We start from the raw sequence: 26,581 nt of genomic DNA, 5'->3' as shown, positions 1-26,581 counted from the left end.
CTAAATATGAAATACTTTTTACTTTTTATCTCTCTTGCATTTTTTTCCTGCTCTCCAAAAATTAAAACTTCTGTTTCAGAAAAACATGAAAAATTAGAAGATACTTATAAAGTTATTGTTTTTAATTCGGCATCTGAACTGCCTTCAAATTTTAAGAAAATTGGCACTACTAAAATTGGAGATACTGGTTTTACGACCAATTGTGATTTTTATACAGTACTTGAAAAGGCGAAAATTGAAGCACGTAATACTGGAGCAAATGCATTATTAATTACAGAACATTTGTATCCACATGACTTAGGAAGTACTTGTCATCGAATAAATGCAGATTTATTGAGAATTGAAGACAGTGAATATAATAAATCTATAATTGCTAAAGATTCTGTTCTGTCAGTAAACAAATTTAATACCGCTTCAAATGAAGTAGTAAGCAACAATTTTGGTAATACTGTTGCTTCAAAACCCTCAGGTTTTCTATTAGCTGCAAATATTGCGCAAAGTTTTAGAGTTGCTTCATCACCAGATGGGTTAAATTCTGAACAAAAAGAATATTTAAAAAAATTAAAATCGGGAGTGAGTTATGATATAAGTGCTTATTATCTTAAAGAAGGAAAAACTGGATTTGGTTTGAAATATAATGTTTATAAGTCATCTGGAACTATTGACAATCAAATCATTACTGAGGATGATGGCACCGAATATAATGGAAGTTTTACTGATGATATAACTATTTCATTTATTGGACCTTCATTTATTATGACAGAAGATGAACGTGCTAGAGTTGGTGAAGCTAATTTAGAGTTAGCACTTGGATATCTTTCGTATCAAAACAAATCTACCGTCTTTGGCAGTCCAGTAAAAATAACAGGTTCTAATTTGGGTGTGATTGGTGGAATGGGATATCATTTTAGAATAACTCCTCATTTTTTAGTAGGGCCACAGGTTAATTTTGTTGGAGGAGTTTTGAAAAAATTAAAGTATAAATATGAAGATGGCAGCACAGAAACGATTAAACTTGGTGATGATGATTTTGAAAATTTATGGAGAATTGATTTAGCTATTAGTGCAAAATTTAGATTCTAAGTTGTAATTAATTGATTTGGACCAAAATTTGAAATTATTCTACTGGAATAAAAATTTCAAATTTTGCTCCTTCATTTAAAACTCCTTCTGCTTTAATAAATCCGTGGTGATTTTCTACAATTCTTTTTACAATTGTAAGTCCAATTCCAGTACTTTTTAAAGGTTTTGTATGCAATGCCTGAAAAAGACCAAATATTTTATCGCTGTATTCTGGATCAAAACCAATACCGTTGTCAGAAACGGTTAAGTGAAAATATTTTACATCTGGAGAAAGTCTGTCGTATACTGATTGGGCATTTTCTATAATTTCAGATGTAACGGTAATGGTTAATTTTCTTTCTGGATGAGCGAATTTCAATGAATTTCCGATCAAATTATATAATAATTGCCTGAATTGAAATTCAATAACGGAAAGCTTTCCTAATTCATTAATTTTAAATATTACATTTTTGTTTTGTGACTCTTCTTTAAGGTCTTCAATAACATCATTAGTGATTATGTTTAAATCTTTCAATTCAAACTTTCTTTCGTCAAATTTTGTTTTAGAATAAGATAGAAGATCATTTATCAAATGCTGCATTCGAAATGCTGAAGTCTTTATTTTCTGAAATGCCATTTTGCTTTTTTCAGATAAGTTTTGAGTTTCGTCACGTTCGATAACATCAGTAAAAAGCTGAATTTTTCGTAAAGGTTCCTGAAGATCATGACTTGAAATATAGTTGAATGCTTCGAGTTCGCTATTCATTTTTTCAAGAGAAATGTTTTTTTCAATAAGCTTTTTTTCCGCGTCTGATTTTAATTTTTCTACTTCTTTCTTTTCACCTTGTGTTTTTTCAAGAAGACTAGTTTTTTCGTTTAAAACGATTTCATTTTCAGCTTCTTTTTCAATTGCTGTTAAATGAAAAGAAATAAGCTCAGCAAAAAGATTGAACATTTCACCTACTTTAAATTCTTTTAGCTGGTTTGGTTTTGGGTCAATAGCACATAATGTTCCAAAAAAACTTCCGTCTCTGCGTATTATCGGTACCGAAATATAACTCTGAAATTTGTATATTTCAGGTGTATGATGATCGTGGTACTGTGCATCTTCACTTACGTTGTCGATTATTATAGATTTTGGATTTTTTCTAATATCATCGCAAAGGGTTGTTTTTAACTCCAGTTCATCTCCTGTTTTTAAGCCAAATTGTAAATTATCAAGAACTGTACAAGTTATCCATCGCTCGTCTGTAACCCTTGCTACTGCAGCGAATCCCATTCCTGTAGTTTGGCAAATTACATTAAGTAAAGTAGGAACAATTGAAATGTTCTCAATATTTATAATATCTTTTTTGAAATTTTCTTCTAGCACTTTATTGGGGTAATAATATTTTTTAAAATTACGTTTTTTTTACCCATTTCAGGCAAACTATTTTTAGAGATTATTATAGCGCGTTAGAATTATTTGTGAGATTTTAATATTTGGAAAATTATTAATTGTAATTTTGCTGCGAAATTTGCGTGAGGGATAGAGGAGTTATCCTTTTATGAAGTGAAACGGATTAGAAAATATAGCTGATTCAAAACTCAGGACGACTCTTGTGGTCACGCCCTAAATATCAACACAATTAAATAGATATAATTATGAAATTTTTTATTGACACAGCTAATTTAGCTCAGATTAAAGAAGCACAAGCTTTAGGCGTTTTAGATGGTGTAACAACAAATCCATCTTTGATGGCAAAAGAAGGAATCACAGGAAAAAACAACATCTTAAAGCATTATGTTGACATTTGCAATCTTGTTGAAGGCGATGTAAGTGCAGAAGTAAATGCGTTGGATTATGATGGAATGATCAAAGAAGGTGAAGAATTAGCTGAATTGCATGACCAAATCGTAGTAAAATTGCCTATGACAAAAGAAGGTGTAATGGCTGCAAAATATTTTTCTGATAAGGGAATTAAAACGAATGTAACTCTTGTGTTTTCTGCTGGGCAAGCTTTATTGGCTGCAAAAGCTGGAGCTACTTATGTTTCTCCTTTCATCGGACGTTTGGATGATATTTCGACAGATGGTTTAAATTTAATTGAAGAAATCAGATTGATTTACGATAACTACGGTTACGAAACTCAAATTTTAGCGGCTTCTGTACGTCACACAATGCACATTGTAAACTGTGCTAAAATTGGAGCTGATGTTATGACTGGACCACTTTCTGCAATTGCGGGATTATTAAAACACCCTTTAACTGATATTGGATTGGCACAATTTGTAGCTGATTTTGAAAAAGGTAACAAATAAATAAGAATTAAACATATTTTAAAGCGCTGCCTTTTCTTGTAAAAGCTGGCGCTTTTTTTATTATTTTTATTCATCAAATAAAGCTGCGTATGAAAAAAGTAATAGCAATGTTCGTGTTCTTAATGATTGGCTTGCAGGTACATGCGCAAGCTAGAGTTTTAAAAGAAGTAAATGAAGCTGGAGATGTCGCCACTTTTGAATTGGATTGTACGGTTAAGTTTCAAACCCTCGCAAAAGGTTTGAGATATAATATTACAAGGCATGAGTTTAAAGGTCCAGAGATGAAAAATTCATACCGACTTTTACTGGTTATGGACGGTTTTTATTCGAAAACATTAAATGACAGTATGACAATCTCAGCAGTTTTAAGTGATGGAAATATAATTGAAGCCAGAAAAATAATTGAAGATGATGGTTTTTTTGATGGAGCTTGTACGTTGAAAATTAAAGACCCAAAAGCACTTCTAGCAGCGAATATTGTTAAGGTTATTGTTCATGCTGATAAAGATGTTGTTTATACGTTGTCAGAACAAAACAAGGCTATTTTTAAGAAAAACTTGAATGCTATTTTGACTGCAAAATAAAATCAAAAGTAAGAAATAAAAAAATCCAAATTCCAATTGTTAAAATTGGAATTTGGATTTTTTATTTTTTCTAAGATTTTTTTAGTGACCTCCTGAAAGTTTTTTGTCGAAATTAATTCCTTGTTTTCTTAGAATACCGCTTACGCTCCAAGCATAAAATGCAAGGTAAGCAAAACATAAAATTCCAACAACATAACTGGCTTGGATACCAATGAATTCAGATACAAATCCTTGTAACCAGCTGATAACTCCGCCACCCATAATCATCATGATAAGGAAGCTGCTGCCTTGACTGGTATTTTTTCCTAATCCGCTTACAGCTAATGTAAAGATACATGGCCAAAGTGTACTGCAGAATAAACCAACACTAGTGAAAGCGTAAACACTCACAATACCGCTTGTTGAAATTCCGATAGCTAAGGCAACGATTCCTAATGCAGAAAATATAAGCAACATTCTTGCAGGGTTTCCTTTACTTGCAATATCAGCTGCAATTAAGACTAAAATGATTAATCCGTAAATGTAGAAAGGTGTTAAATCGTGTTTTGCAATTGCATTTACCGCTAAGAAAACTCCAAAAGCTAAGTAAGGTGCAACGAAACGTAATATTTGCTGTAAGCTTGCTTTATCAGTAAAAGCTTCGATAGCTCCTGTCCAACGGCCAATCATTAAACTCGCCCAATATAATGAGATGTATGGCGCAACGTCTTTTGTTAAAAAGCCTAATTTGCTTTCCATATATGCAGGTAAATTACTTGCTGTAGAAACTTCAACACCAACATAAAGGAAAATAGCAATCATTCCCATTACTAATTGCGGGTATTGTAGTGCAGATTTTTTTGCAGTTGATCCGTCGTGAGCAATTTCTTCTTCTATTAATGCTGGTCTGTCTGGCAAAGAAGAGAATTTCAATAAAATTGCAACTAATAAAAATGCTAGTCCTAATATTAAATAAGGAATTTTTACACTTTCGATGCTTAAAGTTGAAGATCCTGTACTAGATCCAAAAATAGCAAAACTCACAATAAGCGGTCCAATAGTAGTTCCTAAATTGTTGATTCCTCCAGCTAAAGTTAAACGCTGAGATCCTGTTGTAATAGGCCCAAGTGCAATTGCCAAAGGATTAGCAACTGTTTGCTGTAATGAGAAGCCTAAGGCCACAATAAATAAACCTGACAACATTAAAGGAAACGATCCTGTATTTGCTGCAGGGTAAAATAATAAAGTTCCTAATGCAGAGATAAGCAAACCTAATGAAAGACCATTTTTATATCCTATTTTGTTAACTAAATCTTCTTTGATTACAGCAGAAATTCCCATATAAATTAAGGATCCTACCGTATAAGCGATATAAAAAGCTAATGAAACTAATTGACTTTCTCCCTGTGATAAATTAAAAGCTGTTTTAAAAACAGGAATTAAGATGTCATTACTTGCAGCAACAAAGCCCCAAAAGAAGAATACGATAACTAGGGGAATAAACTGTCCCCATTTGGTTTGTACATTTTCTGAACTCATAATTGTAATAAGGTTAATTTTTTAATTTTATTGTTTTTTGAAGACCGTAAATATATTTGTTAAGACTATCAAAAAAAAATAAAAAGGCACAAATAATGTTAAAATTAAACCAACAGCATCATTTTTTCAACAATGTGTTAATTTTTACCGAGTTAGAAAACGAAATATGGAATTGAATTTATTCTAGAATTTTGTTTTTTACTTCTTTGCTGTAGTTTCTCCCAATCGGAATAGTATAAGATTGTATTTGAATTCGGTTTCCTTCAATAGATTTGACCTTGTTTAAGGCAATCACGTATGATTTGTGAATACGCAGAAAACGATCCGCGGGCAATTCTTCAGATAGAGATGTCAGTGATTTGTGGGTAATATAGGTTTTGTCTGGAGTTACTACCTTAATATATTCTTTCATTCCTTCGACAAATAAAATTTCTTCAATATTAATTTTCATCATCTTTTTATCTACTTTAATAAAAATATGAGAATCGCCTTTTGTAGTTTCGACTTTAATATTGTTTTTTAAATTGTATTCGGTTGTGATTTTGTTAATGCATTTTATAAATCTTGGAAGCGGAATTGGTTTTACTAAATAATCTAAAACATCAAGATCGTAGCTTTCGGCAGCAAATTCTCTAAAAGCAGTTGTAATAATAACTTTGGTTTTGGTTTCGATCAAACTAATCAATTCAAATCCTGTCATCATTGGCATATTGATGTCTAAAAAGACAGCGTCAACAGGCGTGCTGTTTATAAAATCAAGCGCTTCTAAAGAGTTATTGAATGTAGCAATAACTTCAAAATCTGTAAAATTGGCAAAGTAATTTTGCAGCACTTTGATAGCTAATGGTTCATCATCAATCAATACGCATTTAATCTTCATTATTGATAGGTATTTGCAAACGGATTATGTAGTAGTTTAGTTTAGTCTTATTTTTTAGACTGAAATTATTCTTGTAAATTAATTTCAATCTCTTTTTGGTATTGGCTAATCCAATTCCTCCTTTTGGATTTAGATTTTGTGAAATTACAAAATTATTTAGGATTTCAAAATCTAACAATTTATTGTCGATAACTTTACAGTTGATTTTAATTTTTAAGTTTCTATTATTTAATCCGCCGTGTTTAAAAGCGTTTTCGACTAATGAAATAAAAATTAACGGAGGTACAACAATGTCTTCAATTTCAGATTCTAGGTTTATTGTAACTTCAACATTTTCAAAGCGAAGTTTCTCAATTTCAACATAATTTTGAATATAATCTATTTCTTTTATTAACGGAACAAACTTGGTTCCTTTTACATCATATAAAACATATTCCATCAATTTTGATAACTTAATAATCACGTCCGGAACCTTGTCTGAAGATTCTAGTGATAAAGCGTATAAATTATTTAAGGTATTGAAGAAAAAATGCGGCTGAATTTGATTCTCCAAATATTTCAATTTTATTTTGAATTGATTTTCTCTCAAAGATCTGTTTCTTTCGCGTTCTCTCAGCCATGTTAATGTCAGATAAACTGAAGATGCCATTGCTAAAACATACAATTCTCCAATACAAACAGCTACAATATGATTGATTTCAAAAGGATGGTATTCTCGATTGGCTTCGGGCCAGATATTTTCAGATATAATATAATAGGTGAGTGCAGTTTTGATTAGATAAATAGCAAACAGACTTAACAGAAGTGAAAAAGTATAGGTTATATATTTCTGTTTCAGTACATAACGAGGGACTAAAACAAATAGATTAAAATAAACTAGAGGAATGTGCAATGAAAACTCAACTAGATTTGATTTGAATGAATAAGGATAATCATTAAAGTAGGCTCCCCATCTCAAAAAGTTAAGAGTAAAATAACCGCCCCAAAACCAAATATGATTTTGAAGTTTTATGTCAAATTTAAGTTTTTGAATTTCGTTCAACTTAATTAATAGGGGTTTAGTGAAATTTAGCTAAAGACTAAATTATTCTGCAACTTTAAACAATTAGTTGGTAAAACGCAATTCTTTTGAATAAAAAATCAAGAAAAACTTAAAAAGGAATAATATTTTCATGTGAAAACGTTTTCGAAAAACGTATTATTGATTGTTTTATGTCGTTCGTTTAAACTTTTCGGCAGTTTGTATAAATTATTTTTTTTAACAATACGTTAAGAATAAATTTACACCATAACTAACAAAATAAATAAACATGAAAAAAATTTTCTTAATCTTTATGATTGTTTTTACGGCGCAAGTTTCTCTTGCTCAAGTAAAAAATGTCAAGGGTGTGATTACAGATTCTGATGGGATGCCATTACCAGGGGCATCTGTTGCTGTACAAGGAGGTCAAAAAGGTTCTACTACCGATTTTGACGGTTTGTACTCAATTGAGGTACAAAAAGGACAAACTTTAGTTTTTAGCTATGTTGGTCTAGAAACACAAAGTATAGTTGTAGGTGATGCTGCTACAATTAACGTTAAAATGGTTACTGCATCTTCTAACGCATTAAGTGAAGTTGTTGTAACTTCATTAGGTATTAAGAAAACAAGAAAATCTTTAACATATGCTGCTCAAGAGCTTAAAGGAGAAGAGCTGACTCGTGTAAAAGATGCTAACGTTATTAATACTATCGCTGGTAAAATTGCCGGTGTAGCTGTAACAAAAAGTTCTGGAGGTACTGGAGGTTCTACAAAAGTTGTAATTCGTGGAAATTCATCAGTTTCTAATAGCCAACCTTTATATGTTATTGATGGTATTCCGATGTTGAACTCAGGTTCAGGACAGCCAAATGATACCTTTGGTAGCTTAGCTGGTGGTAACCGTGATGGTGGTGATGTTATCTCTTTAGTTAATCCTGATGATTATGAAGGAATGACAGTTCTTAAAGGTGCTGCCGCTTCTGTATTATATGGTTCTCAAGGTGCTAATGGTGTAATTTTGCTTTCATCTAAAAAAGCAAAAAGCGGTAAAGCAAATATTACAGCTTCTTCTGTAACAACTTTTGAAACGGCTGCTTACTTGCCAGATTTTCAAACAGATTATATCGCGGCTCCTGGAGCAGATGAATCTTGGGGTGCAGCTGGAAAATCTAAAGATCACGTAAAAGATTTCTTTAATACAGGAACTACTCAAATTACTTCATTAGGTTATTCAATGGCTTCTGACAATTCTACAACTGCGTTTTCATATGCTAATACTTCTGGTACAGGAATTACTCCAGGAAATAGTATTAAGAAAAATAACTTTGGAATCAGACAAACGGCTAAATTCTTTGGAGATAAGTTAACTTTTTCTGCAAATGCAAATTATACAAGTCAAAATATTGTTAATAAGCCAGTTAATGGGTTTTATTTCAATCCTTTAACAGGAGTTTATTTAATGCCAAGAGGTAATGACTTTGATTATTACAAAGATAATTATGAGGTTTTTGATCCTACTAGAAATTTAATGGCACAAAACTGGATGACTAATAGAGATATTATGCAAAATCCATACTGGGCAATTAACAGAAATAGATCTGAAGATAAAAATGATTTCTTTAATGGCGCTTTAGCATTATCTTACAAAGCAAATAATTGGTTAACTATAGCTTCTAGATACAGCTATAATAGAGTAACAAGTTCTTTTGATAAAAAAATCTACGCTACAACTCAAGGAACTCTTTCTAATGTAAACGGTAGATACTACAACGAAAATGCTTTAAGCACGCAACGTTATGCTGATTTAATTGCAACAATCAATACAAAAATTGGTGATGATTTTAGTTTTACTGCAAACGTTGGAACAAGTATCACTAATACTTTAACGAATCAAAAAACAATTTTAGATTCAGGAATCAGTGCAGGATTACAATATGCTAACTGGTTTACTTTGCATAATTTTAATAATAACTCAGGAAATTATCAAACTGTTGATTCTCAAAGAGAAGTTCAGTCTGTATTTGCTGCTACAACATTTGGTTATAAAGATATGTTGTTCTTAGATCTTACAGGAAGAAATGACTGGTCATCTACATTAGTAAATACTGGTACACCAAGTTATTTTTATCCTTCAGTTGGTTTAACTGCATTGATCAGCGAAATGACAACATTACCGGAATGGATTAATTTTGGAAAAGTTCGTGCTACCTATGCACAAGTTGGTAACGATATTTATCCTTTTATTACATCTCCAACTTATTACTATAATCCAGGTATCTCTGATCCAAAACCATCTGCTGGTCCTAAAGAAGGTACAACTTTAAAACCTGAATTAAAATCAGAATATGAGCTTGGTACAGAATGGAGAATGTTTAATAACAGATTACGATTTGAAGTTTCTTATTACAATTCTGAAACTAAAAACCAATATTTACAAATCTTAGCACCAGTTGGTAATAAAGAAGGTGTAACTTATTATGGTATTAACGCAGGTAGTATCGAAAATAAAGGTATTGAAGTTGTGTTAGGTGCTGATATCGTTAGAGGAGATAAATTCTCTTGGGACACATCTATCAATTTCTCGCAAAACAAAAATAAAGTTAAAGAAATACCTACTGAATTAGGAGGAAGAGTAAACTTGACTGATGCAGGTGTAAACAGTTACAGATATGCATTAATTGAAGGACAGCCTTACGGTGTAATCGAAGGAATCAACTTTAAAAAAGATACTCAGGGAAGAATTTTATTGAATGATGATGGAACTTTCCAAAAAACTGGTTTCGAAACAGTTGGTAACTCAAATCCTGATTTTATGTTAGGTTTTTCTAACTCTTTCAAATTTGGATCTTTCTTCGCAAATGTATTGCTTGACGGTCGTTTTGGCGGGGATGTTATGAGTTTGACTCAAGCTCAAAATGATTCATTTGGAGTTTCTAAAGTAACAGGAGATGCTAGAAATGCAGGTGGAGTTACAATCAATGCAGTTAAACCTGATGGAACAGCAGTAACAAAAATGGATGCACAATCTTATTACACTCAAGTTGGAGGTAGAGCAGGAATTACTGGTGAATATGTTTATTCTGCAACAAATGTAAGTGTTAGAGAGGTTTCTATCGGATATAGTTTCAATGCCAAAGCATTGCCTTTTATTCAAACAGCTAGTGTTTCGTTAATTGCTAGAAACTTATTCTTTATTTACAAAGATGCTCCTTTTGATCCAAATATTGCATTAAGTACTGGTCAAGGCTTACAAGGGGTAGATATTTATGGTTTGCCATCTACTAGAAGTATCGGTCTTAATTTAAATGTAACTTTCTAATACTAAAAACATGAAACTAAATACAAAAATAACAAAAGTAGCTATCTGCATGTCATTACTGGCTGCGGTAGGCTGTACAGATAATTTTGAGGAAATCAATACCAACCAAAATGGTATTACGCCTCAATTATTAGAGCAAGATTTTAATCATATCAAAGGTGGATTTGCACCTATGTTTAATAATATTCAGGTTTTAACTCCAGAATGGGTTTATCAATTACAGCAAGGATTAAGTTGTGATATCTGGTCTGGCTATATGGCAACTCCTACAGGTTTTGCAGGAGGAATAAACAATACAACCTATTCATTAGTTGATGGCTGGAACGGATTTATTTGGGATTATGCGTATCAAAATGTAATGTTTAATGCATATGATATTGCTAACAAATCTAAAGGTAAATATGATCAGTTTTATGCTTTATCATTGATTTTGAAAGTAGAAGGAATGCATAGAGTTACAGATACTTTTGGACCAATTATTTATTCTCAATTTGGTACATCAGGTGCAACTATTGCTTATGATTCTCAAGAAGAAGTTTATAACCAAATGTTTGCAGAGTTAGATACTGCTGTTGCTGAATTAACAAAAAGAGTTGATGCAGCGGAGCCTTCGACTTTTACCTCAACTGACTTGTCAGGTTACGGAGGAGATTATAAAGCTTGGGTTAAATTTGCTAACACGCTGCGTTTAAGATTGGCAATGCGAATTGTAAAAGTTAATCCAACTTTAGCTAAAACACAAGCTGAAAAAGCAATTGCACAAAAATTTGGAGTTATGACTACAAATGCTGATGCGTTTAAAATTGTATCTCCAGTTTATACAAACCCTATTGCAACAATTAGTAATTCTTGGTTAGATATTCGTATGTCTGCTGATATGGAGTCTATCTTAAAAGGATATAATGACCCTAGAATTGCTACCTTCTTTGATACTTCGACTCAATTTCCAGGGCAGTATAAAGGAGTTCGTACAGGTATTGCAATTGCAGCAAAATCAGATCACCAAGATTTTTCAGGAATTGGAGCTGTTGTAAGATCAAAAGAAATTTACTTATTTACAACTGCTGAAGCTTATTTCTTAAGAGCAGAAGGTGCTTTAAGAGGCTGGAATATGGGCGGAGATGCTAAATCATTATATGAGTTAGGTATTTCAAGTTCATTCGAGCAAAGAGGAGCTTCAGGAGCAGCTGCCTATATTGCGGATAATACAAAAACTGCTGTTGCATATGTAGATCCAAATTTCCCTGAAAATAATTCACCAGCATTAAACAATGTTACTATTGCTTGGGATGATGCGGCAACTAACGAAGTGAAGCTGCAAAAAATCATTACTCAAAAATGGATTGCTGGTTTCCCAGAAGGACAAGAAGCATGGTCTGATTACAGAAGAACAGGATATCCTAAACTTTTCCCTGTACTTAAAAACTATAGTGGTGGAACAATCACTACTGAGTTTGGTGTAAGAAGAGTCAATTTTGTTAACTCTGAGAAAGCTGGAAATGCTGGTGGTGTTGCGACCGGAGTTTCTAAACTTGGCGGAGCAGACAATGGAGGCACAAGAGTTTGGTGGGATGTTAACAAAGCAAATTTCTAAGAATAAAAGAATAAAGAATTTAAGTTTGGTTAGCAAATGGTATAAGCAGTGCAAATTGCTTATACCATTTCAAAAACCAAAATTGTACATACAAAAAAAGAAAAAAATGAAAAGTGCTTTAGAAATAAAACCTGATATCAGCTATAAAAGCGCAGGAAAATTTGAAGAAACAAGATTCGAAAAAATTCACAACGAAATCTTCAAAAGTTCTGCTGAAGCGTCAATAATTGTAGCGCAGGAAATCGCTCAGTTAATTAGATCTAAACAAGAAAAAAACAAATCTTGCGTATTAGGTTTGGCAACAGGTTCTTCTCCTATAAAAGTATATGAGGAATTAGTTAGAATGCACAGAGAAGAAGGCTTAAGTTTTAGCAATGTAATCACTTTTAATCTGGATGAATATTATCCGATGACAAAAGAAAACAATCAGAGCTATCACTATTTTATGCATCAGCACCTTTTTAATCATATTGATATTAATCCACAAAATGTTAATATTCCAGATGGTACAGTTTCTATTGATGAATTAAATCAATATTGCATCGATTACGAAATGAATATTAAAAATGCAGGAGGTCTTGATTTTCAACTATTAGGTATCGGGCGTACAGGTCACGTAGGTTTTAATGAACCGGGATCTCACATCAACTCTGGTACTCGTATTATTACACTGGATCACATTACAAGAGTCGATGCTTCATCTGACTTTAATGGTATTGATAATGTTCCAAAAAGAGCGATCACAATGGGAGTTTCTACCATCATGAGATCAAAAAGAATTGTATTAATGGCTTGGGGACAAAACAAAGCCGATATCATCAAAAGGACTATTCAGGGTGATATCAGTTCAGAAGTTCCTGCTACATTTTTGCAAAATCATTCTAATGCAACATTTGTATTGGATCAGTCTGCAGCTTCAGAATTAACACGTTTTAAAACACCTTGGCTGGTTGGAGAATGCATCTGGACGCATGAATTAAAAAGCAAAGCGATTGTTTGGTTATGCCAAAAAACAAAACAGTCTATTTTAAAATTAACAGACCGTGATTACAACAATAACGGAATGTCTGATCTTTTGGCACAGGAAGGTTCTGCTTATGATTTAAATATTAATATGTTTAATGTATTGCAGCATACCATTACAGGATGGCCAGGCGGAAAGCCAAATACTGACGATTCACATCGTCCGGAAAGAGCAAATCCTGCAAAAAAACGAGTGATTCTTTTCAGTCCGCATCCAGATGATGATGTGATTTCTATGGGAGGAACTTTTTCAAAATTGATAAAACAAGGCCACGATGTACATGTTGTATATCAAACCTCTGGAAATATAGCTGTTACAGATGATGAAGCATTGAAATTTGCTGAAGTTGCGAAAGATTTTGTTGGTAAAAATGCAAGTGCAATAAACTTCAAATCTGTAATTGAATTTTTAAATAATAAATCTGAAAACCAAATTGATTCTCTTGAAGTTCGAAAATTGAAAGGACTTATCAGAAGAAGGGAGTCTTATGCAGCAACAAGATACATCGGATTAAAAGATGAAAATACACATTTCTTAGATCTTCCTTTTTATGAAACAGGGCAGGTTAAGAAAAATCCGTTAGGGCCAGAAGATATTGCTATTGTAAAAGATATTATTGCCAAAATCAAACCGCATCAGGTATTTGCTGCAGGAGATCTTGCTGATCCGCATGGAACACATGAGGTTTGTTTGAACGCTATCTTTGCAGCAATGAAACAATTAAAGCCAGAAAAATATATGGATGACTGCTGGTTATGGCTTTACAGAGGAGCTTGGCACGAATGGGATATTCATGAAATTGACATGGCTGTTCCGCTTTCTCCATCAGAAGTACTGCTGAAACGCCACGCCATTTTGTATCACCAGTCTCAAAAAGACAGAGTGATGTTCCAAGGAAATGATTCAAGAGAATTCTGGGTTAGGGCAGAAGACCGTAATAAAAATACCGCCATTCTTTATGATGAATTAGGTTTGGCAGAATACGAAGCAATCGAAGCTTTCAAACGTTTTGATTACTAAAATAATTTTTTAAGGTTCGGTTAGAGCGAATCAAATTCAAAATTCAGATTGATTTATAATGATGAGTGAGGTTCACTAAAAGTCATTCTGAGTTTTGTTTCTTTTAGCCATTTATTAATGTTATCTGTGGGTAACATCTTTTCAAACATTATAAAATGAAATATTTATTAGTCCTACTGCTAGCGGGTATAACATCTAGTGCTCAAATTCAAAAAGAGCAATTAAATCTTATGCCATGGCCTCAAAGTGTTGTGTTAAACGATGGGATTTTTGCTTTAACTAAAAGTTTTAAAGTAAATATTACCGGAAACCCAAATCAAAGAATTTTTGGCGGGGTTACTCGTTTTTTGCGACGCTTAGATGGTAGAACTGGTATTTTTTTCGAGCAGGGTTTTATTGGTAAATTAAATGAAGTTCCAACAGCAGAACTTCAAATCAATTGTACCAAAAGCGGCAAGATTGGTTTATATGAAGATGAAAGTTATCATCTAGACATCAAGCAAAACAAAATTACGCTTAATGCTTCGAGCGATTTAGGAGCATTGCACGGTTTAGAAACGTTACTGCAATTGCTGCAAAACAATAGTAATTCATTTTATTTTCCGAATTCGCAGATTTCAGATTTTCCAAGATTTACTTGGAGAGGTTTAATGATTGATGCCTCAAGACATTTTCAGCCGGTTGATGTTATCAAAAGAAATATTGATGGATTGGCAGCAATGAAAATGAATGTTTTTCATTGGCATCTAGTAGATGATCAAGGCTGGAGAATAGAAATGAAAAAACATCCAAAATTAATTGAATTAGCTTCGGATGGTTTGTATTACACACAAGAGGAAATTAAAAATATCGTAAAGTATGCTGATGAACGCGGTATTTTGATTGTTCCAGAAATAGATGTTCCGGGTCACGGATCGGCTATATTAACAGCTTATCCAGAAATTGGAAGCAAAGTGATTACGCTGACAGGCGGAACTTCTGAAAAAAATATTCAAGGTACAGCAATTGCTACCTATGGAATTGAAAGAAATGCTGGAATTTTTTCTCCAACATTAGATCCTTCAAATCCTAAAACATATCAAATATTAAGTGAACTTTTTGATGAGGTGTGTCCATTATTTCCAGGAGATTATTTTCATATTGGGGGAGATGAAAACGAAGGGAAAGATTGGGATGCCAATCCGAAAATTCAAGAGTTTAAAAAGAAAAACAAGCTGGCTACAAATCATGAATTGCAGACTTATTTTACTATGCAGTTAGTGCCAATGCTTAAAAAACATGGAAAACAATTAATGGGATGGGAAGAAATTTTGACTAAAAACATGTCAAAAGAAGCTATCATCCATTCTTGGAGAGGTCCAAATGAAGGCGTTGTTGCCGGACAATCTTTAGTTGATGCAGTTAAAAAAGGATATAAAACAGTTTTATCAAACGGCTATTATATTGATTTAATGTATCCGGTTGAAAGTCATTATCTGAATGATCCAATGCCAAAAGGAGCTGATTTATCAGCAGAAGAAAAAGCCAGAATACTGGGCGGTGAAGCTACAATGTGGACAGAACTTGTATCGCCAACAACTATCGATTCTAGACTTTGGCCGAGAACTGCTGCAATTGCGGAAAGACTTTGGTCTGCTGAAGATATTACAGATTTAGCTAGTATGAGAAGACGTCTTGACGTGGTTTCTTTCAGATTAGAAGATTTAGGATTGACACATATTCGTAATAAAGCAGTGATTTTAAGAAATATCGCAAACAATCAAAATATAAAATCAATAAACGAATTCTCGAATGTATGCGAACCTCTAAAAGGATATACAAGAAATAAAGGAGGAATTGAATATCAAATGTATTCTCCTCTGACACTTTTTGCAGATGCATGTACGCCAGATGCAAAAGATGCAGTAGCTTTTGATGAAACTGTTACACAATACTTAGCAAATAAATCGCCCGAGAATAAAGCAAAATTAGCAGCGTTTTTCTCCAAATGGATCGCTGTAAACAAAGGATTAATTGAATTAAGTGCCAATGCACCGCTAATACAGCCAGTTTTGCCTTTGTCTAAAAAATTAAATGATGCATCGCAGGAACTATTGCTTGTTTTAGATAATAAATCAACTCTAAAAGGAGAAGATCTGAAAAATTTAATAGAACAATGCAACTCGAAAGACCATGCAGATGTTGAGCTTGGAGTTTACAAAAGTTTGAAAAAATTATTATAAAAGAGTTTGGTTTGAATTAGTGTTTAGTATGTTTTGTTACCATGAGCTTTTTTATCTCTACCAGCAATTTCTGGTAGAGATAAAATATGGTAAACTGCTGAAATTTTAAACCTTATTGATAAAAATTAATACCAAAAAAATAACCAAATAGTAACAACTTTAAAACCAAATAAAAAGAATAGAAACAAAAACATGACAAACAAAAGTATTTAAGATTGATGAGTTGTCCCCAAATTTATCTGCCTGTATTTAATACTAATTTTTTTTAAAAATTAAATAAATATCAATCACTGCTATTCGCTACTGAATTATGGATGAAATCGGTAATAGTAATATTTATTTTTAGAAGTAATGAATTAATTTCCAATTGACTGCAATTTTCCAACCTGCAGTCGACTGAAACCCCAGTTGTTGTTTTAAGTGCTGCATTTTCGCATTTAGTATATCGTACTGGAATATTTATTTTCTATTAACCAATATTAATTAATTATGAAACATTATTACAGATTGCTTTTTTTGTTACTGTTTCCCTTACTCGCGTTAGCCCAACCAGCTCACGGTAAAAAAGTAGTAGGGTATTATGCGCAATGGTCTATTTATGCCAGGGATTTTAATATCCCGAAGATAGATGGAAGTAAATTGACGCATTTGAATTATTCTTTTTATGGGACAACTTATGATCCAGCCCATCCGGAGAATACAAAGTTATTATGTTTAGATTCATATGCTGATTTTGAGCATATGGAAGGTGGAATTCCGTGGGATGCCCCAGTAAAAGGAAACTTCTATGACTTGATGAAGCTCAAGCAAAAGTATCCGCATTTAAAAATTTTAATTTCTGTTGGAGGATGGACAAAAGGTCAGGATCTTTCTCCAATTGCAGCAAGCCCAGTTGCAAGGGCCGCTTTGGCCGCAGACATGGCAAACTTTATTGTGACTTATCCTTTTATTGATGGATTTGACATTGACTGGGAGTATCCTCTTTCTGGAGGAACAGACGGTACTGAAGTAATTAACGGAGCTCCAATTCCTCCACAAAAGTACAGCCCGGACGACAACAAAAATTTAGTGTATTTGTTAAAAGCAATGCGTCAGGCAATGCCAAATAAGTTAATTTCTATTGCTGCCGGAAACAACGTTAGAAATGTTGCCAAACAATATTTAGGACCAGGAAATAGAGCACAATACGGAATGACAGAAGACATTTCTACTTATTGTGATTATATCACTTATTTTGGATATGATTTTGGAGGTAACTGGTATGACAAAACATGCTACAATGCACCTTTATACGCGAGTGGCAATACCAATGATCCGCTATATGGAGCAACTCAATCTGAATCTCTTGATGAATTAACCAATCAATATTTGAATGTTGTCGGTTTTCCTGCAAATAAATTAATCATGGGATTGCCTTTCTACGGAAAGAAATTTGATCATGTTGCCAATAATGGAACAAATCCAAATTTACCTGGATTATTCGTTTCAGCACCAAGAGATATCGTTTCAGGATGTACAAATCCGCAAAATCCAATCGGAACTTGGGACGGACCTGCCGCATGCGAACGTTCAGGAAGTATCGAAATCTGTGATTTGGTTGGAAATCCAGTTACAAACTCACATGCTTATCTAGATCCTACTACAATGTTAGTAACGCCAACTGCCGCTTCGGCCGGATGGATCCGCTATTTTGATAATACAACTAAAGTTCCTTATTTATACAATGCTGCTTTAAAACAGTTTATCTCTTATGAAGATAAACAATCAATGGATTTAAAAGTACAATACATTAAATCTAGAAATTTAGCAGGAGGTATGGTTTGGGAATTATCTCAAGACACCAGAGGTTCTATTCCTAATGCTTTGCTAACGCAAGTGGATACTTCTTTTGGAAGTATTGTTGCAGGAACAGTAAGTATTTCGGGTTCTGTTAAAAACGGAACAGCTTTAGTTCCAGACGTTACAGTTGAATTACGCAACGCAAGTAATGCAGTATTGCAGACTGTAGTTTCTACAGCAGGTAATTTTACATTTAACAATTTAACTTCAGGACAAAATTATACACTAACAGCTTTAAAAGCTACTTATACTTTTACTCCTGTAACATTGACAAATGTAACAGTTAATCAAACGGCAGTTGTTATTAATGGAACGCAGCCAACATATACAGTTAGCGGAACAGTTTTAGACGGAACAACTCCAGTTTCTGGAGCTACAGTTTCTGCAACTTCTGGAGCTACAGTTTTAACAGCAGTTTCTAATGCAAGCGGTGTTTACAGCGTTGCAGGTTTGACTGCTGGACTTAATTTTACAGTTACAGCTGCAAAAACCGGATTTTCATATACGCCAGCTTCAACAGTTTATACTGCAATCGATGCAAATAAAACGTTGAATTTTACTCAAAGTGCCCCGATTGTTTATTATACCGTAAGCGGTACTATTTTAAACAATACAACTCCGGTTTCAGGTGTAACCGTTACAGCAACTTCTACAGGAGGAACTTTTACTGCTGTTTCTAATGCAAGCGGTGTTTATTCACTTAGTTTGCCTTCTTCTGGAAATTATACAGTAACAGCTGCCTTGACAGGACAAACTTATACACCTGCTTCAACAGTTTATACTAATTTAATTGCCAACAAAACATTGAATTTTACGCAAGATGTCATTGTAGTTGGAGCCAGCAAAATTAGCGGAACAGTTAAAAATGGTACAGTTCCAGTTTCTGGTGCAAAAGTAGAATTGATCTTGCCTTGGACAGATAGTACTCATCAATATTTAAGTAAGCTTGCAGTTACAGATGCACAAGGAAAATACAGTTTTGATAATGCTATTCTAGCAGGTTATACTACTATTTCAAGCCTAAAATTAAATACTTGGGAGAATGGAGATATAACTTATCTGCCTTCTAATTTGGCAAATTTCCCTATTCCAGCTACAGCAACAGTTTACGATTTTAATACTGGTGCAGTTACAACAACTTATACAGTTAGCGGAACAGTTCTTAACGGAGCGACTCCAGTTTCAGGAGCAACGATTTCGGCAGTTTCAGGAGCAACAACTTTGACAGCAACTTCTGATGCTTCAGGAAATTATAGTATTGCTAATTTGGTTTCAGGATCAAATTATACTGTAACAATTGCAAAAATAGGTTTGACATTCACACCGGCTTCAACGGTTTACAGTGCGATAAGTTCAAATAAAACGTTGAATTTTACTCAGGTTGTAACTCCGGTTTATTACACAGTAAGCGGAACAGTTTTAAATGGAGCAACTCCGGTTTCTGGCGCAACAATTTCAGCAGTTACAGGAACTACAACTTTAACAGCAACTTCTGATGCTTCAGGAAATTATAGTATAGCTAATTTAGCAGCAGGTTCAGATTACACTGTAACTATTGCAAAAACTGGATTAACATTTACTCCGGCATCGACAGTTTACAGCGCTATAAGTTCAAACAAAACGTTGAATTTTACTCAGGTTGTAACTCCCGTTTATTATACAGTTAGCGGTACAGTTTTAAACGGAGCAACTCCGGTTTCTGGCGCAACGATTTCAGTAGTTACAGGAACAACTACTATAACAGCGACTTCAGATGCTTCAGGAAATTATAGTCTTGCTAATTTGGTTTCAGGATCAAATTATACTGTAACAATTGCAAAAACTGGATTAACATTTACGCCGGCTTCAACGGTTTACAATGCAATAAGTTCAAACAAAACATTGAATTTTACTCAGGTTGTAACACCAATTTATTATACAGTAAGCGGAACGACAAAAAATGGAACAACTGCCGTTTCTGGCGTTACAGTTTCTGCTACTTCTGGAACAACTACTTTAACAGCAACTTCAGATGCTTCTGGAAATTATACTGTTGCTAATTTAGTGGCAGGCTCAGATTATATTGTAACCGCTGCAAAAACCGGTTTAAGTTTTAGTCCGGCTTCCACAGTTTATAGTGCAATTAATGCAAATAAAACATTGAATTTTACTCAAAATGTTGCGAGTGGAAACTTAATAAGCGGAACAGTTAAAAATGGTTCGGCTCCAGTTTCTGGTGCAAAAGTAGAACTAATTTTACCTTGGACGGATAATACACACGGTTATGTAAGTATTATTGCAACTACAGATGCTTCAGGAAATTTTAGCTACAACAATTCAGCTTTAGCAGGATATTCAACTATATCAAGTTTAAAATTGAATTCATGGGAAAATGGTGAAGTGACTTATTATCCAAATAACTTAGCCAACTTTGCAGTTCCAACAACTCCAACGGTTTATAATTTTAATAGACAAACGGCGGTTGTAACGACCCCAGTAGTTGCCATTACAGCACCAACAGCTTCGGCGATTGCTATAAATTTAGGATCGGCAATTAATTTTGTTGCAAGTGTTGGATTAAGTGCTGTTGATGCCACTACAATCTCATCTGTAGTATTTAGTTTAGACGGACAAAGCTTGAGTGCGACTAACTCCGCAGGAACTTATACATCGACTTGGACACCAGCAGCAAATCAGTTTTCGCTTAATCACACTTTAACCGTAACGGCTACTGCATCAAACGGAACAACAGATTCAAAAACATATAGTTTTACATTAAATTGTTCAGGTGCAAACTGCCCAAATGCAGCGCCTGTAATTACATGGAATTCACCATCGAATACTACTGTAAACCAAAGTTCTTTTCAAGTTGTGCCAATTTCGGTGACAGCTGTTGATAATGATGGATCAGTTTCTGGTGTTACTATCACAATAAATGGTGGTACATTTAATATGACAGCAGGTACAAATAATACTTATACATATAATTTCACACCATCTGCTTATCAGGATTATCCAGTTGTAATCAAAGCAACAGATGATAAAGCTGCTGTGACTACATTAAACAATACAATTAAAATTGCCCCGGTAAGCACTAATAGATTTATTGCGCTTCCGTCTAAAGTTATTTTAGGATATGCACATTCTTGGGAAAATGCTTCAGCTCCATTTTTATATTTTTCTCAAATGGTGGGAAGTAAGTTTAACGTAGTTGATTATTCTTTCGTAGAAACCGTTAATCGTGATGGTTATACACCTGTATTAACCACAAATGATACTAGATATTTGACCAATGGTGTTTTCAATAAGCAATTGTTGAAAAATGATATAAAATCATTAAGAGATAGCGGCGTTCCTGTTATTGTCTCTATCGGTGGTCAAAATGGTCATGTTGTTTTGGACAATGTAACTCAAAAAAATATTTTTGTTAATGGTCTAAAAGCCATTATTGATGAGTATCAATTTGATGGAGTTGATTTGGATTTTGAAGGCGGATCGATGAATTTTAATGCAGGAGGTTTAAGAGATATTTCTTATACAGGTATTTCTGCTTATCCAAGATTAAAAAACATAGTAGATGCCTGCAAAGAATTAAAAGCTTACTATGGCCCTGGATTTTTATTAACTGCAGCTCCAGAAACACAATACGTACAAGGAGGCTATTCTACCTATACGGATACTTTTGGGTCCTTCCTGCCAATCATTCAAAACTTGCGTAATGAATTGGATTTGTTAGCTGTACAATTGTATAATACAGGAGGAGAAAACGGATTAGATGGCCAATATTATGGTTCAGCTAAGAGAGCAAATATGGTAACAGCCCTAACTGATATGGTGATAAAAGGGTATAATATTGGTACAACAGGAATGCATTTTGATGGTTTACCAGCCTCAAAAGTTCTTATTGCATTACCAGCTTGTCCAAGTGCCGCAGGAAGCGGTTATATAACTCCGGCAGAGGGGATTAGTGCTATGGATTATTTAAGAAACGGAACCACTTTTTCAGGAAGAACATACACTATGCAGCCAGGCGGACCATATCCTTCTTTAAGAGGTTTAATGACTTGGTCTGTAAACTGGGATGCATCTTCTTGTGGTAATTCATCTGAATTATCTAAAGCGTATGCCGCTTATTTCGCATCGCAGTTGGCAGCAAAAACATTAGCTCTAGGTGATATTTCTTCAAAAAGCAATGCAACGATAGCCTATTTTAAAAATGATGCCTTATCAGTTACAAATGACTCAGAAGATATTGCCCAAGTTGATGTATTCAACACAATCGGTCAATCATTAGTAAGTTATAAAAACGTTCAAAACAGTAGAGAAGTACTGCTGCATAACCAAAGTTTCACTACTAAACAATTGTTTATAGTTGTGGTAACAGACAAAGCAGGAAATAAAAAATCATTCAAAGTAATAAACTTTTTAAACTAAGTTATAATGAATGAAAAATTTAGAAATACAAAATTGGGGAGGTTAAAATTGAGTTTGGTTATTTATTTTTTAATCTGATTTTATATTTCGAATAAATGTATCGAGTTTGGGTGATTTGTTATTTGGTTTTCACCTAGACGAGAGCATTATGAACCTGGCAATTTTATTGCCAGGTTTTTTTTTAGTGCATTCCTCCCAATGAGAAATTTGCAGCACATGTACCAAAGCCAATTACAAAACCAACCACAGAATACAAGATGATTTTTAATGATGTATTTTTGTCATCTGATATAAATATCAAACGCAATAATCCGATAAAAAAAGCAAGTACACTTGCTAAGGCAGCTAGACCTCCTGCTAAAGCTAAAAAATCTCCCATATTTAGATCTTTTTCTAGGTGAGTTAAATTATAAAGTTACAGACCGCTTATTATTAATGCACATGTTCCAAATCCAATTACGGTAATGACAATAGGAATTAACATTAGGGTTAGATAAAATTTTTTGTCTTCTTTTCTAAAAATTAAACCAATTAGACCAATCAAGAACATTGCTGTAAAAATAACGCCAATAAGTATTAATGCTTCCATATTTCAGACTAATTTAATAACTAGACATTTAATTCTTGTCGGATTTTTTCAATTTTATTATCCCTGTAAAATAAATTCATGGTTTCGAAAGGAATAATTTTCATTTTATCGCTTACAATGTGAACACATGATTTTTTTACAGCTCTTACATCAAAATCATGGGCATCCATAAAATTCATAATTAAAATTCGAAATAAATTATTATAATTCAAGGTATCTGACTGAACTCTTGGCAGACAGCACATCAATTCATTAAATTCTCCTTCTGCACAATCCACAGAAATACCAGTACTAAATAAGTTAAGCATATGTGTTTTTAGTTTTTCATCATGCTCAAAAACAATTGTATTTTTTGAGTTGTTTAACAAATCTTCTGGGTTTATTAAATGAGTCATTGGAAAAACTTCGCCATCTATTTTAAGAGCATATGCCATACACAAAGCGTCTGGATTACAAGGAACAGGAATGAGATCCTGAGGTGTAAAAAGAGGATATTGCTCGTAAATTTTTCTTCGTACTTCTGTCAAGGTTATTCTTCCCGAAAAATCATCATAGTTGTCATTTCTGCCTGCAACCTGTGTAGGTTGAAAAGTGACACCACGAACACATTTCTGTTGTAATGCATACTCAATTATTTTTCCAATCTCATCGTCATTTTCTCCTTTTTGCAGTGTGATTACTAGTGTGGTTGAGATATTAAACTGATTTAAATTTTCTATTGCTTTTTTGCGTACTTCTGTTAGGTCTTCGCCTCGTAATTTTTCTAATACTTCTGGTTTAAAACTGTCAAACTGCAAATAAATTTCAAAGTCAGGCATATACGTAGCCAATGTTTCTACAAATTTGATGTCTTTTGCAATTCGAATACCATTTGTATTAAGCATTAAATGCTTGATTGGTTTGCTTTTGGCTATATCTAAAATTTTAAAAAATTCTGGATGTACTGTTGGTTCTCCTCCAGAAATCTGAACAACATCGGGTTCTCCTTCATTAGCCACAACAGCATCAAACATTTTTTCTATTTCTTCTAAAGTCCGGTGTCTTCCATAGTTTGGAGCTGAGTTTGCATAGCAAGTAGGACATGCTAAATTACATCGGTCTGTAACTTCTACAATCGTCAGACAAGAATGCTGTTCATGATCTGTACATAATCCGCAGTCGTAAGGACATCCATAATGCACTTTTGTATTGAATTTTAAGGGCATTTCAGACTTCTTGTTGTAATTACGTAATTGTTTATAATAATTTACATCATCCGCAATCATCGACTTTGATTCACCATGTGTTTTACAATGTTTGAGCATCCAAACTTTATCGTCCTGAAATACAATTTTTGTATCTACAAGTGCCAGACATTGATGACATAGACTCTTGGTGTAATCGTAAAATATATAGTCGCGAGTTTTCATTAAAATATTTTTATGTTATAAAGTACGTTTTTTATTTATAGCTAAAGGAAAATTCCTTGTAAAGAAATTTCCAATAGTAAACAAAAATTAAAATAGAGCTCCATTGTATACTGCTCAAATTAAGCAGCAAAGGCTCGTATGGTTTTAAAAATTCAATTAAAAAACGAAACAGAAAATATAAAATCATAAAGATTTTAAAACGGTCACCATTCAGCAGCGCTTTATTTTTTATACTTTGAAAAAAGATAAAAAGCAGAATCATGAAAAACATTTCATATAATGCAATAGGATGTCTTTTTAAACCGTCACCTAAATTAATTCCTGTAAAAAAGTTAGTTTCTATACCGTAAGTAGGTTCTGCCATTCCCATCGAAAAACATCCGATACGTCCAATAAACAGAGCTGTTATTATTGGAATTACGTATAAATCTCCCGACGAAGATTTTTCTCCAATCGCTTTTTTTATAAGCTCGACACCAAATAATCCTCCTAGAAAGCCGCCTGCAACCGTTTTATTTTGATATAAGGTTAAAAAAGTTTGATGGGTTATTTGAGATGGATTTTCTAATAAAGCAATAAATCGCGATCCGATCAACGCTCCAACCATTGCTCCGATCATAATAACTAAACGATTGGTGTCTGATATTGAATCTTGAGTTCTCTTTCTTAGAAAATAATAAATTCTTATTCCAACAAAAAAAGCTAACGTTTCAAATATAAAATGCCAGTAAAAAGTTTTTTCAAAAATTTCAAATTGAAAAGGAAACGTCATTTTTAGTCAGAATTTTTTGCGAATATAATGAAATCACATCAACATTTAAATAAACTTTCAAAAAAGAATGACAATCTGTCTAATTATATTTTTTACACAGTGAAATTATCAAAATTAGCCAAGCTGTCATTGTAGTTGTAAAAAAGTAAAAGTTTTGTTCTAAAAAAACTCCATAGATTTTTAAGTACTTTTGAATCTCATTATATCTGATTAAAATTCATGCATAAATTCATTTACATAAATACTTTTCTTTTAATTCTTAATTTCTGTTCGGCCCAAAACAAATTCGGAAATCCTGAAGTTGATCCCATTCAAATTCAGAAAAATTATACGGAATGGTCGGTTTATCAGAATAAAAAAATAATGCTTTCGCGAGATTTTACAGCTCTTGATTCTTCTTCTAAAGAAATTTCGAAAGAGGCTTTTTTGGATCAATTAGCAAATGGAAATTTTATTCCAATTCGGTTAAAAACAGATAACTCTACATACTATTATAAGTTGTTCAAAATTCTGCCAAAGACAGATACAAGCATCAAAGCAACAATTAACCAAATTGGTTTTGACGCTTACAAAAACTACAAAATGGAAGGAACAGCTTTTCCAAAATTCTCTTTTAAGGATTTAGAAGGCAATTTGGTGACCAACGAATCCATGAAAGGAAAAATCATAGTGATAAAATGCTGGTACATTCATTGTACGCCTTGTATAAGAGAATTTCCGCAAGTCAATAAATTAGTTGAAGAGTATAAAGATCGAAAAGATATTCTTTTTATAAGTTTAGCCGAGGATTCTGCAGAGCAATTAAAACTTTTTTTAGCCAGAAAACCATTATCATATGCGGTAATTCCTGACATGAAAGTGTATATGAATGAAGCCTTGCAGCTGAATTCATTTCCAACACATTTTATTTTAAATAAAGAAGGTTTGATTGCTAAAGTCCTTCCGAATTTTGAAAGTCTGGAAGTTGCGCTGTCGAAGGAAAGTAAATTGTAAAAGCTTAGAAGTTAGAAGTTT

At 33.3% G+C, this 26,581-nt stretch carries 17 protein-coding genes; 9 read left to right on the top strand and 8 right to left on the bottom strand.

From position 1 onward, the window contains the following. The first annotated feature begins 6 nt into the window (after window positions 1-6). Window positions 7-1,083 carry a hypothetical protein gene (locus IR010_RS11205; RefSeq protein WP_194603826.1) on the top strand — a complete coding sequence of 359 codons (1,077 nt, stop codon included), beginning with the start codon at window positions 7-9 and terminating at the stop codon, window positions 1,081-1,083. Between the two features lie 34 nt (window positions 1,084-1,117). Here IR010_RS11205 and IR010_RS20250 read toward each other — a convergent pair whose 3' ends face one another. Beyond that, the gene (locus IR010_RS20250) at window positions 1,118-2,434 is read right to left on the bottom strand and encodes an ATP-binding protein (protein ID WP_194603824.1); all 1,317 of its coding nucleotides are present in this window, start codon (window positions 2,432-2,434) and stop codon (window positions 1,118-1,120) included. Window positions 2,435-2,706: 272 nt separating this feature from the next. Here IR010_RS20250 and fsa point away from each other — a divergent pair, with 272 nt between their 5' ends. Next, on the top strand, window positions 2,707-3,363 hold the full coding sequence (gene fsa, locus IR010_RS11195; protein WP_029273133.1) for a fructose-6-phosphate aldolase: 657 nt from the start codon (window positions 2,707-2,709) through the stop codon (window positions 3,361-3,363). Between the two features lie 89 nt (window positions 3,364-3,452). Beyond that, entirely contained in the window at window positions 3,453-3,947 is a 495-nt protein-coding gene (locus tag IR010_RS11190; RefSeq protein ID WP_194603821.1) for a hypothetical protein, read from the top strand. Window positions 3,948-4,028: 81 nt separating this feature from the next. Here IR010_RS11190 and IR010_RS11185 read toward each other — a convergent pair whose 3' ends face one another. The 3 genes from IR010_RS11185 to IR010_RS11175 all read right to left on the bottom strand — a co-directional run bounded on the left by IR010_RS11185 (window position 4,029) and on the right by IR010_RS11175 (window position 7,387). Beyond that, window positions 4,029-5,465 (bottom strand): MFS transporter, encoded by a 1,437-nt coding sequence (locus IR010_RS11185; protein ID WP_029273135.1) that lies wholly within the window; start codon window positions 5,463-5,465, stop codon window positions 4,029-4,031. Between the two features lie 178 nt (window positions 5,466-5,643). After that, window positions 5,644-6,345, bottom strand: a complete 702-nt coding sequence (locus tag IR010_RS11180) for a LytR/AlgR family response regulator transcription factor (RefSeq protein ID WP_029273136.1) — start codon at window positions 6,343-6,345, stop codon at window positions 5,644-5,646. After that, window positions 6,335-7,387 carry a sensor histidine kinase gene (locus IR010_RS11175; RefSeq protein ID WP_029273137.1) on the bottom strand — a complete coding sequence of 351 codons (1,053 nt, stop codon included), beginning with the start codon at window positions 7,385-7,387 and terminating at the stop codon, window positions 6,335-6,337. Before IR010_RS11175 ends, IR010_RS11180 begins: the two co-directional genes overlap by 11 nt. A gap of 268 nt (window positions 7,388-7,655) precedes the next feature. Here IR010_RS11175 and IR010_RS11170 point away from each other — a divergent pair, with 268 nt between their 5' ends. From IR010_RS11170 to IR010_RS11150, 5 genes are all read left to right on the top strand, one after another. Continuing rightward, the gene (locus IR010_RS11170) at window positions 7,656-10,685 is read left to right on the top strand and encodes a SusC/RagA family TonB-linked outer membrane protein (protein WP_194603818.1); all 3,030 of its coding nucleotides are present in this window, start codon (window positions 7,656-7,658) and stop codon (window positions 10,683-10,685) included. A gap of 10 nt (window positions 10,686-10,695) precedes the next feature. Next, entirely contained in the window at window positions 10,696-12,279 is a 1,584-nt protein-coding gene (locus IR010_RS11165; RefSeq protein ID WP_029273139.1) for a RagB/SusD family nutrient uptake outer membrane protein, read from the top strand. A 106-nt stretch (window positions 12,280-12,385) separates the two neighbouring features. Then, the gene (nagB, locus tag IR010_RS11160; protein WP_194603816.1) at window positions 12,386-14,323 is read left to right on the top strand and encodes a glucosamine-6-phosphate deaminase; all 1,938 of its coding nucleotides are present in this window, start codon (window positions 12,386-12,388) and stop codon (window positions 14,321-14,323) included. A 155-nt stretch (window positions 14,324-14,478) separates the two neighbouring features. Beyond that, window positions 14,479-16,545, top strand: a complete 2,067-nt coding sequence (locus IR010_RS11155; RefSeq protein ID WP_194569002.1) for a beta-N-acetylhexosaminidase — start codon at window positions 14,479-14,481, stop codon at window positions 16,543-16,545. Window positions 16,546-17,034: 489 nt separating this feature from the next. Continuing rightward, complete coding sequence (locus IR010_RS11150) at window positions 17,035-22,797, top strand: glycosyl hydrolase family 18 protein (RefSeq protein WP_194603814.1); 5,763 nt, start codon at window positions 17,035-17,037, stop codon at window positions 22,795-22,797. A gap of 181 nt (window positions 22,798-22,978) precedes the next feature. Here the strand turns inward: IR010_RS11150 and IR010_RS11145 are convergent, their stop codons facing one another. The 4 genes from IR010_RS11145 to IR010_RS11130 are packed head-to-tail and all read right to left on the bottom strand — an operon-like array spanning window position 22,979 to window position 25,567. After that, a complete protein-coding gene (locus IR010_RS11145; protein ID WP_194603812.1) occupies window positions 22,979-23,176 on the bottom strand; it encodes a hypothetical protein in 198 nt (65 codons plus the stop codon). A gap of 36 nt (window positions 23,177-23,212) precedes the next feature. After that, complete coding sequence (locus IR010_RS11140) at window positions 23,213-23,386, bottom strand: hypothetical protein (RefSeq protein ID WP_157848506.1); 174 nt, start codon at window positions 23,384-23,386, stop codon at window positions 23,213-23,215. Between the two features lie 20 nt (window positions 23,387-23,406). Next, entirely contained in the window at window positions 23,407-24,795 is a 1,389-nt protein-coding gene (locus IR010_RS11135) for a radical SAM protein (RefSeq protein ID WP_194603810.1), read from the bottom strand. 31 nt (window positions 24,796-24,826) lie between these two features. Beyond that, complete coding sequence (locus IR010_RS11130) at window positions 24,827-25,567, bottom strand: prolipoprotein diacylglyceryl transferase family protein (protein ID WP_194568992.1); 741 nt, start codon at window positions 25,565-25,567, stop codon at window positions 24,827-24,829. 219 nt (window positions 25,568-25,786) lie between these two features. Here IR010_RS11130 and IR010_RS11125 point away from each other — a divergent pair, with 219 nt between their 5' ends. Then, entirely contained in the window at window positions 25,787-26,560 is a 774-nt protein-coding gene (locus IR010_RS11125) for a TlpA family protein disulfide reductase (protein WP_194603808.1), read from the top strand. The last annotated feature ends 21 nt before the right edge of the window (window positions 26,561-26,581 follow it).

The sequence above is a fragment of the Flavobacterium sp. MR2016-29 genome (assembly GCF_015350695.1).
Lineage (GTDB): Bacteria > Bacteroidota > Bacteroidia > Flavobacteriales > Flavobacteriaceae > Flavobacterium.
The sequence above is the reverse complement of the archived record's forward strand: the minus strand, read 5'-3'. Positions and strand labels throughout refer to the sequence as shown.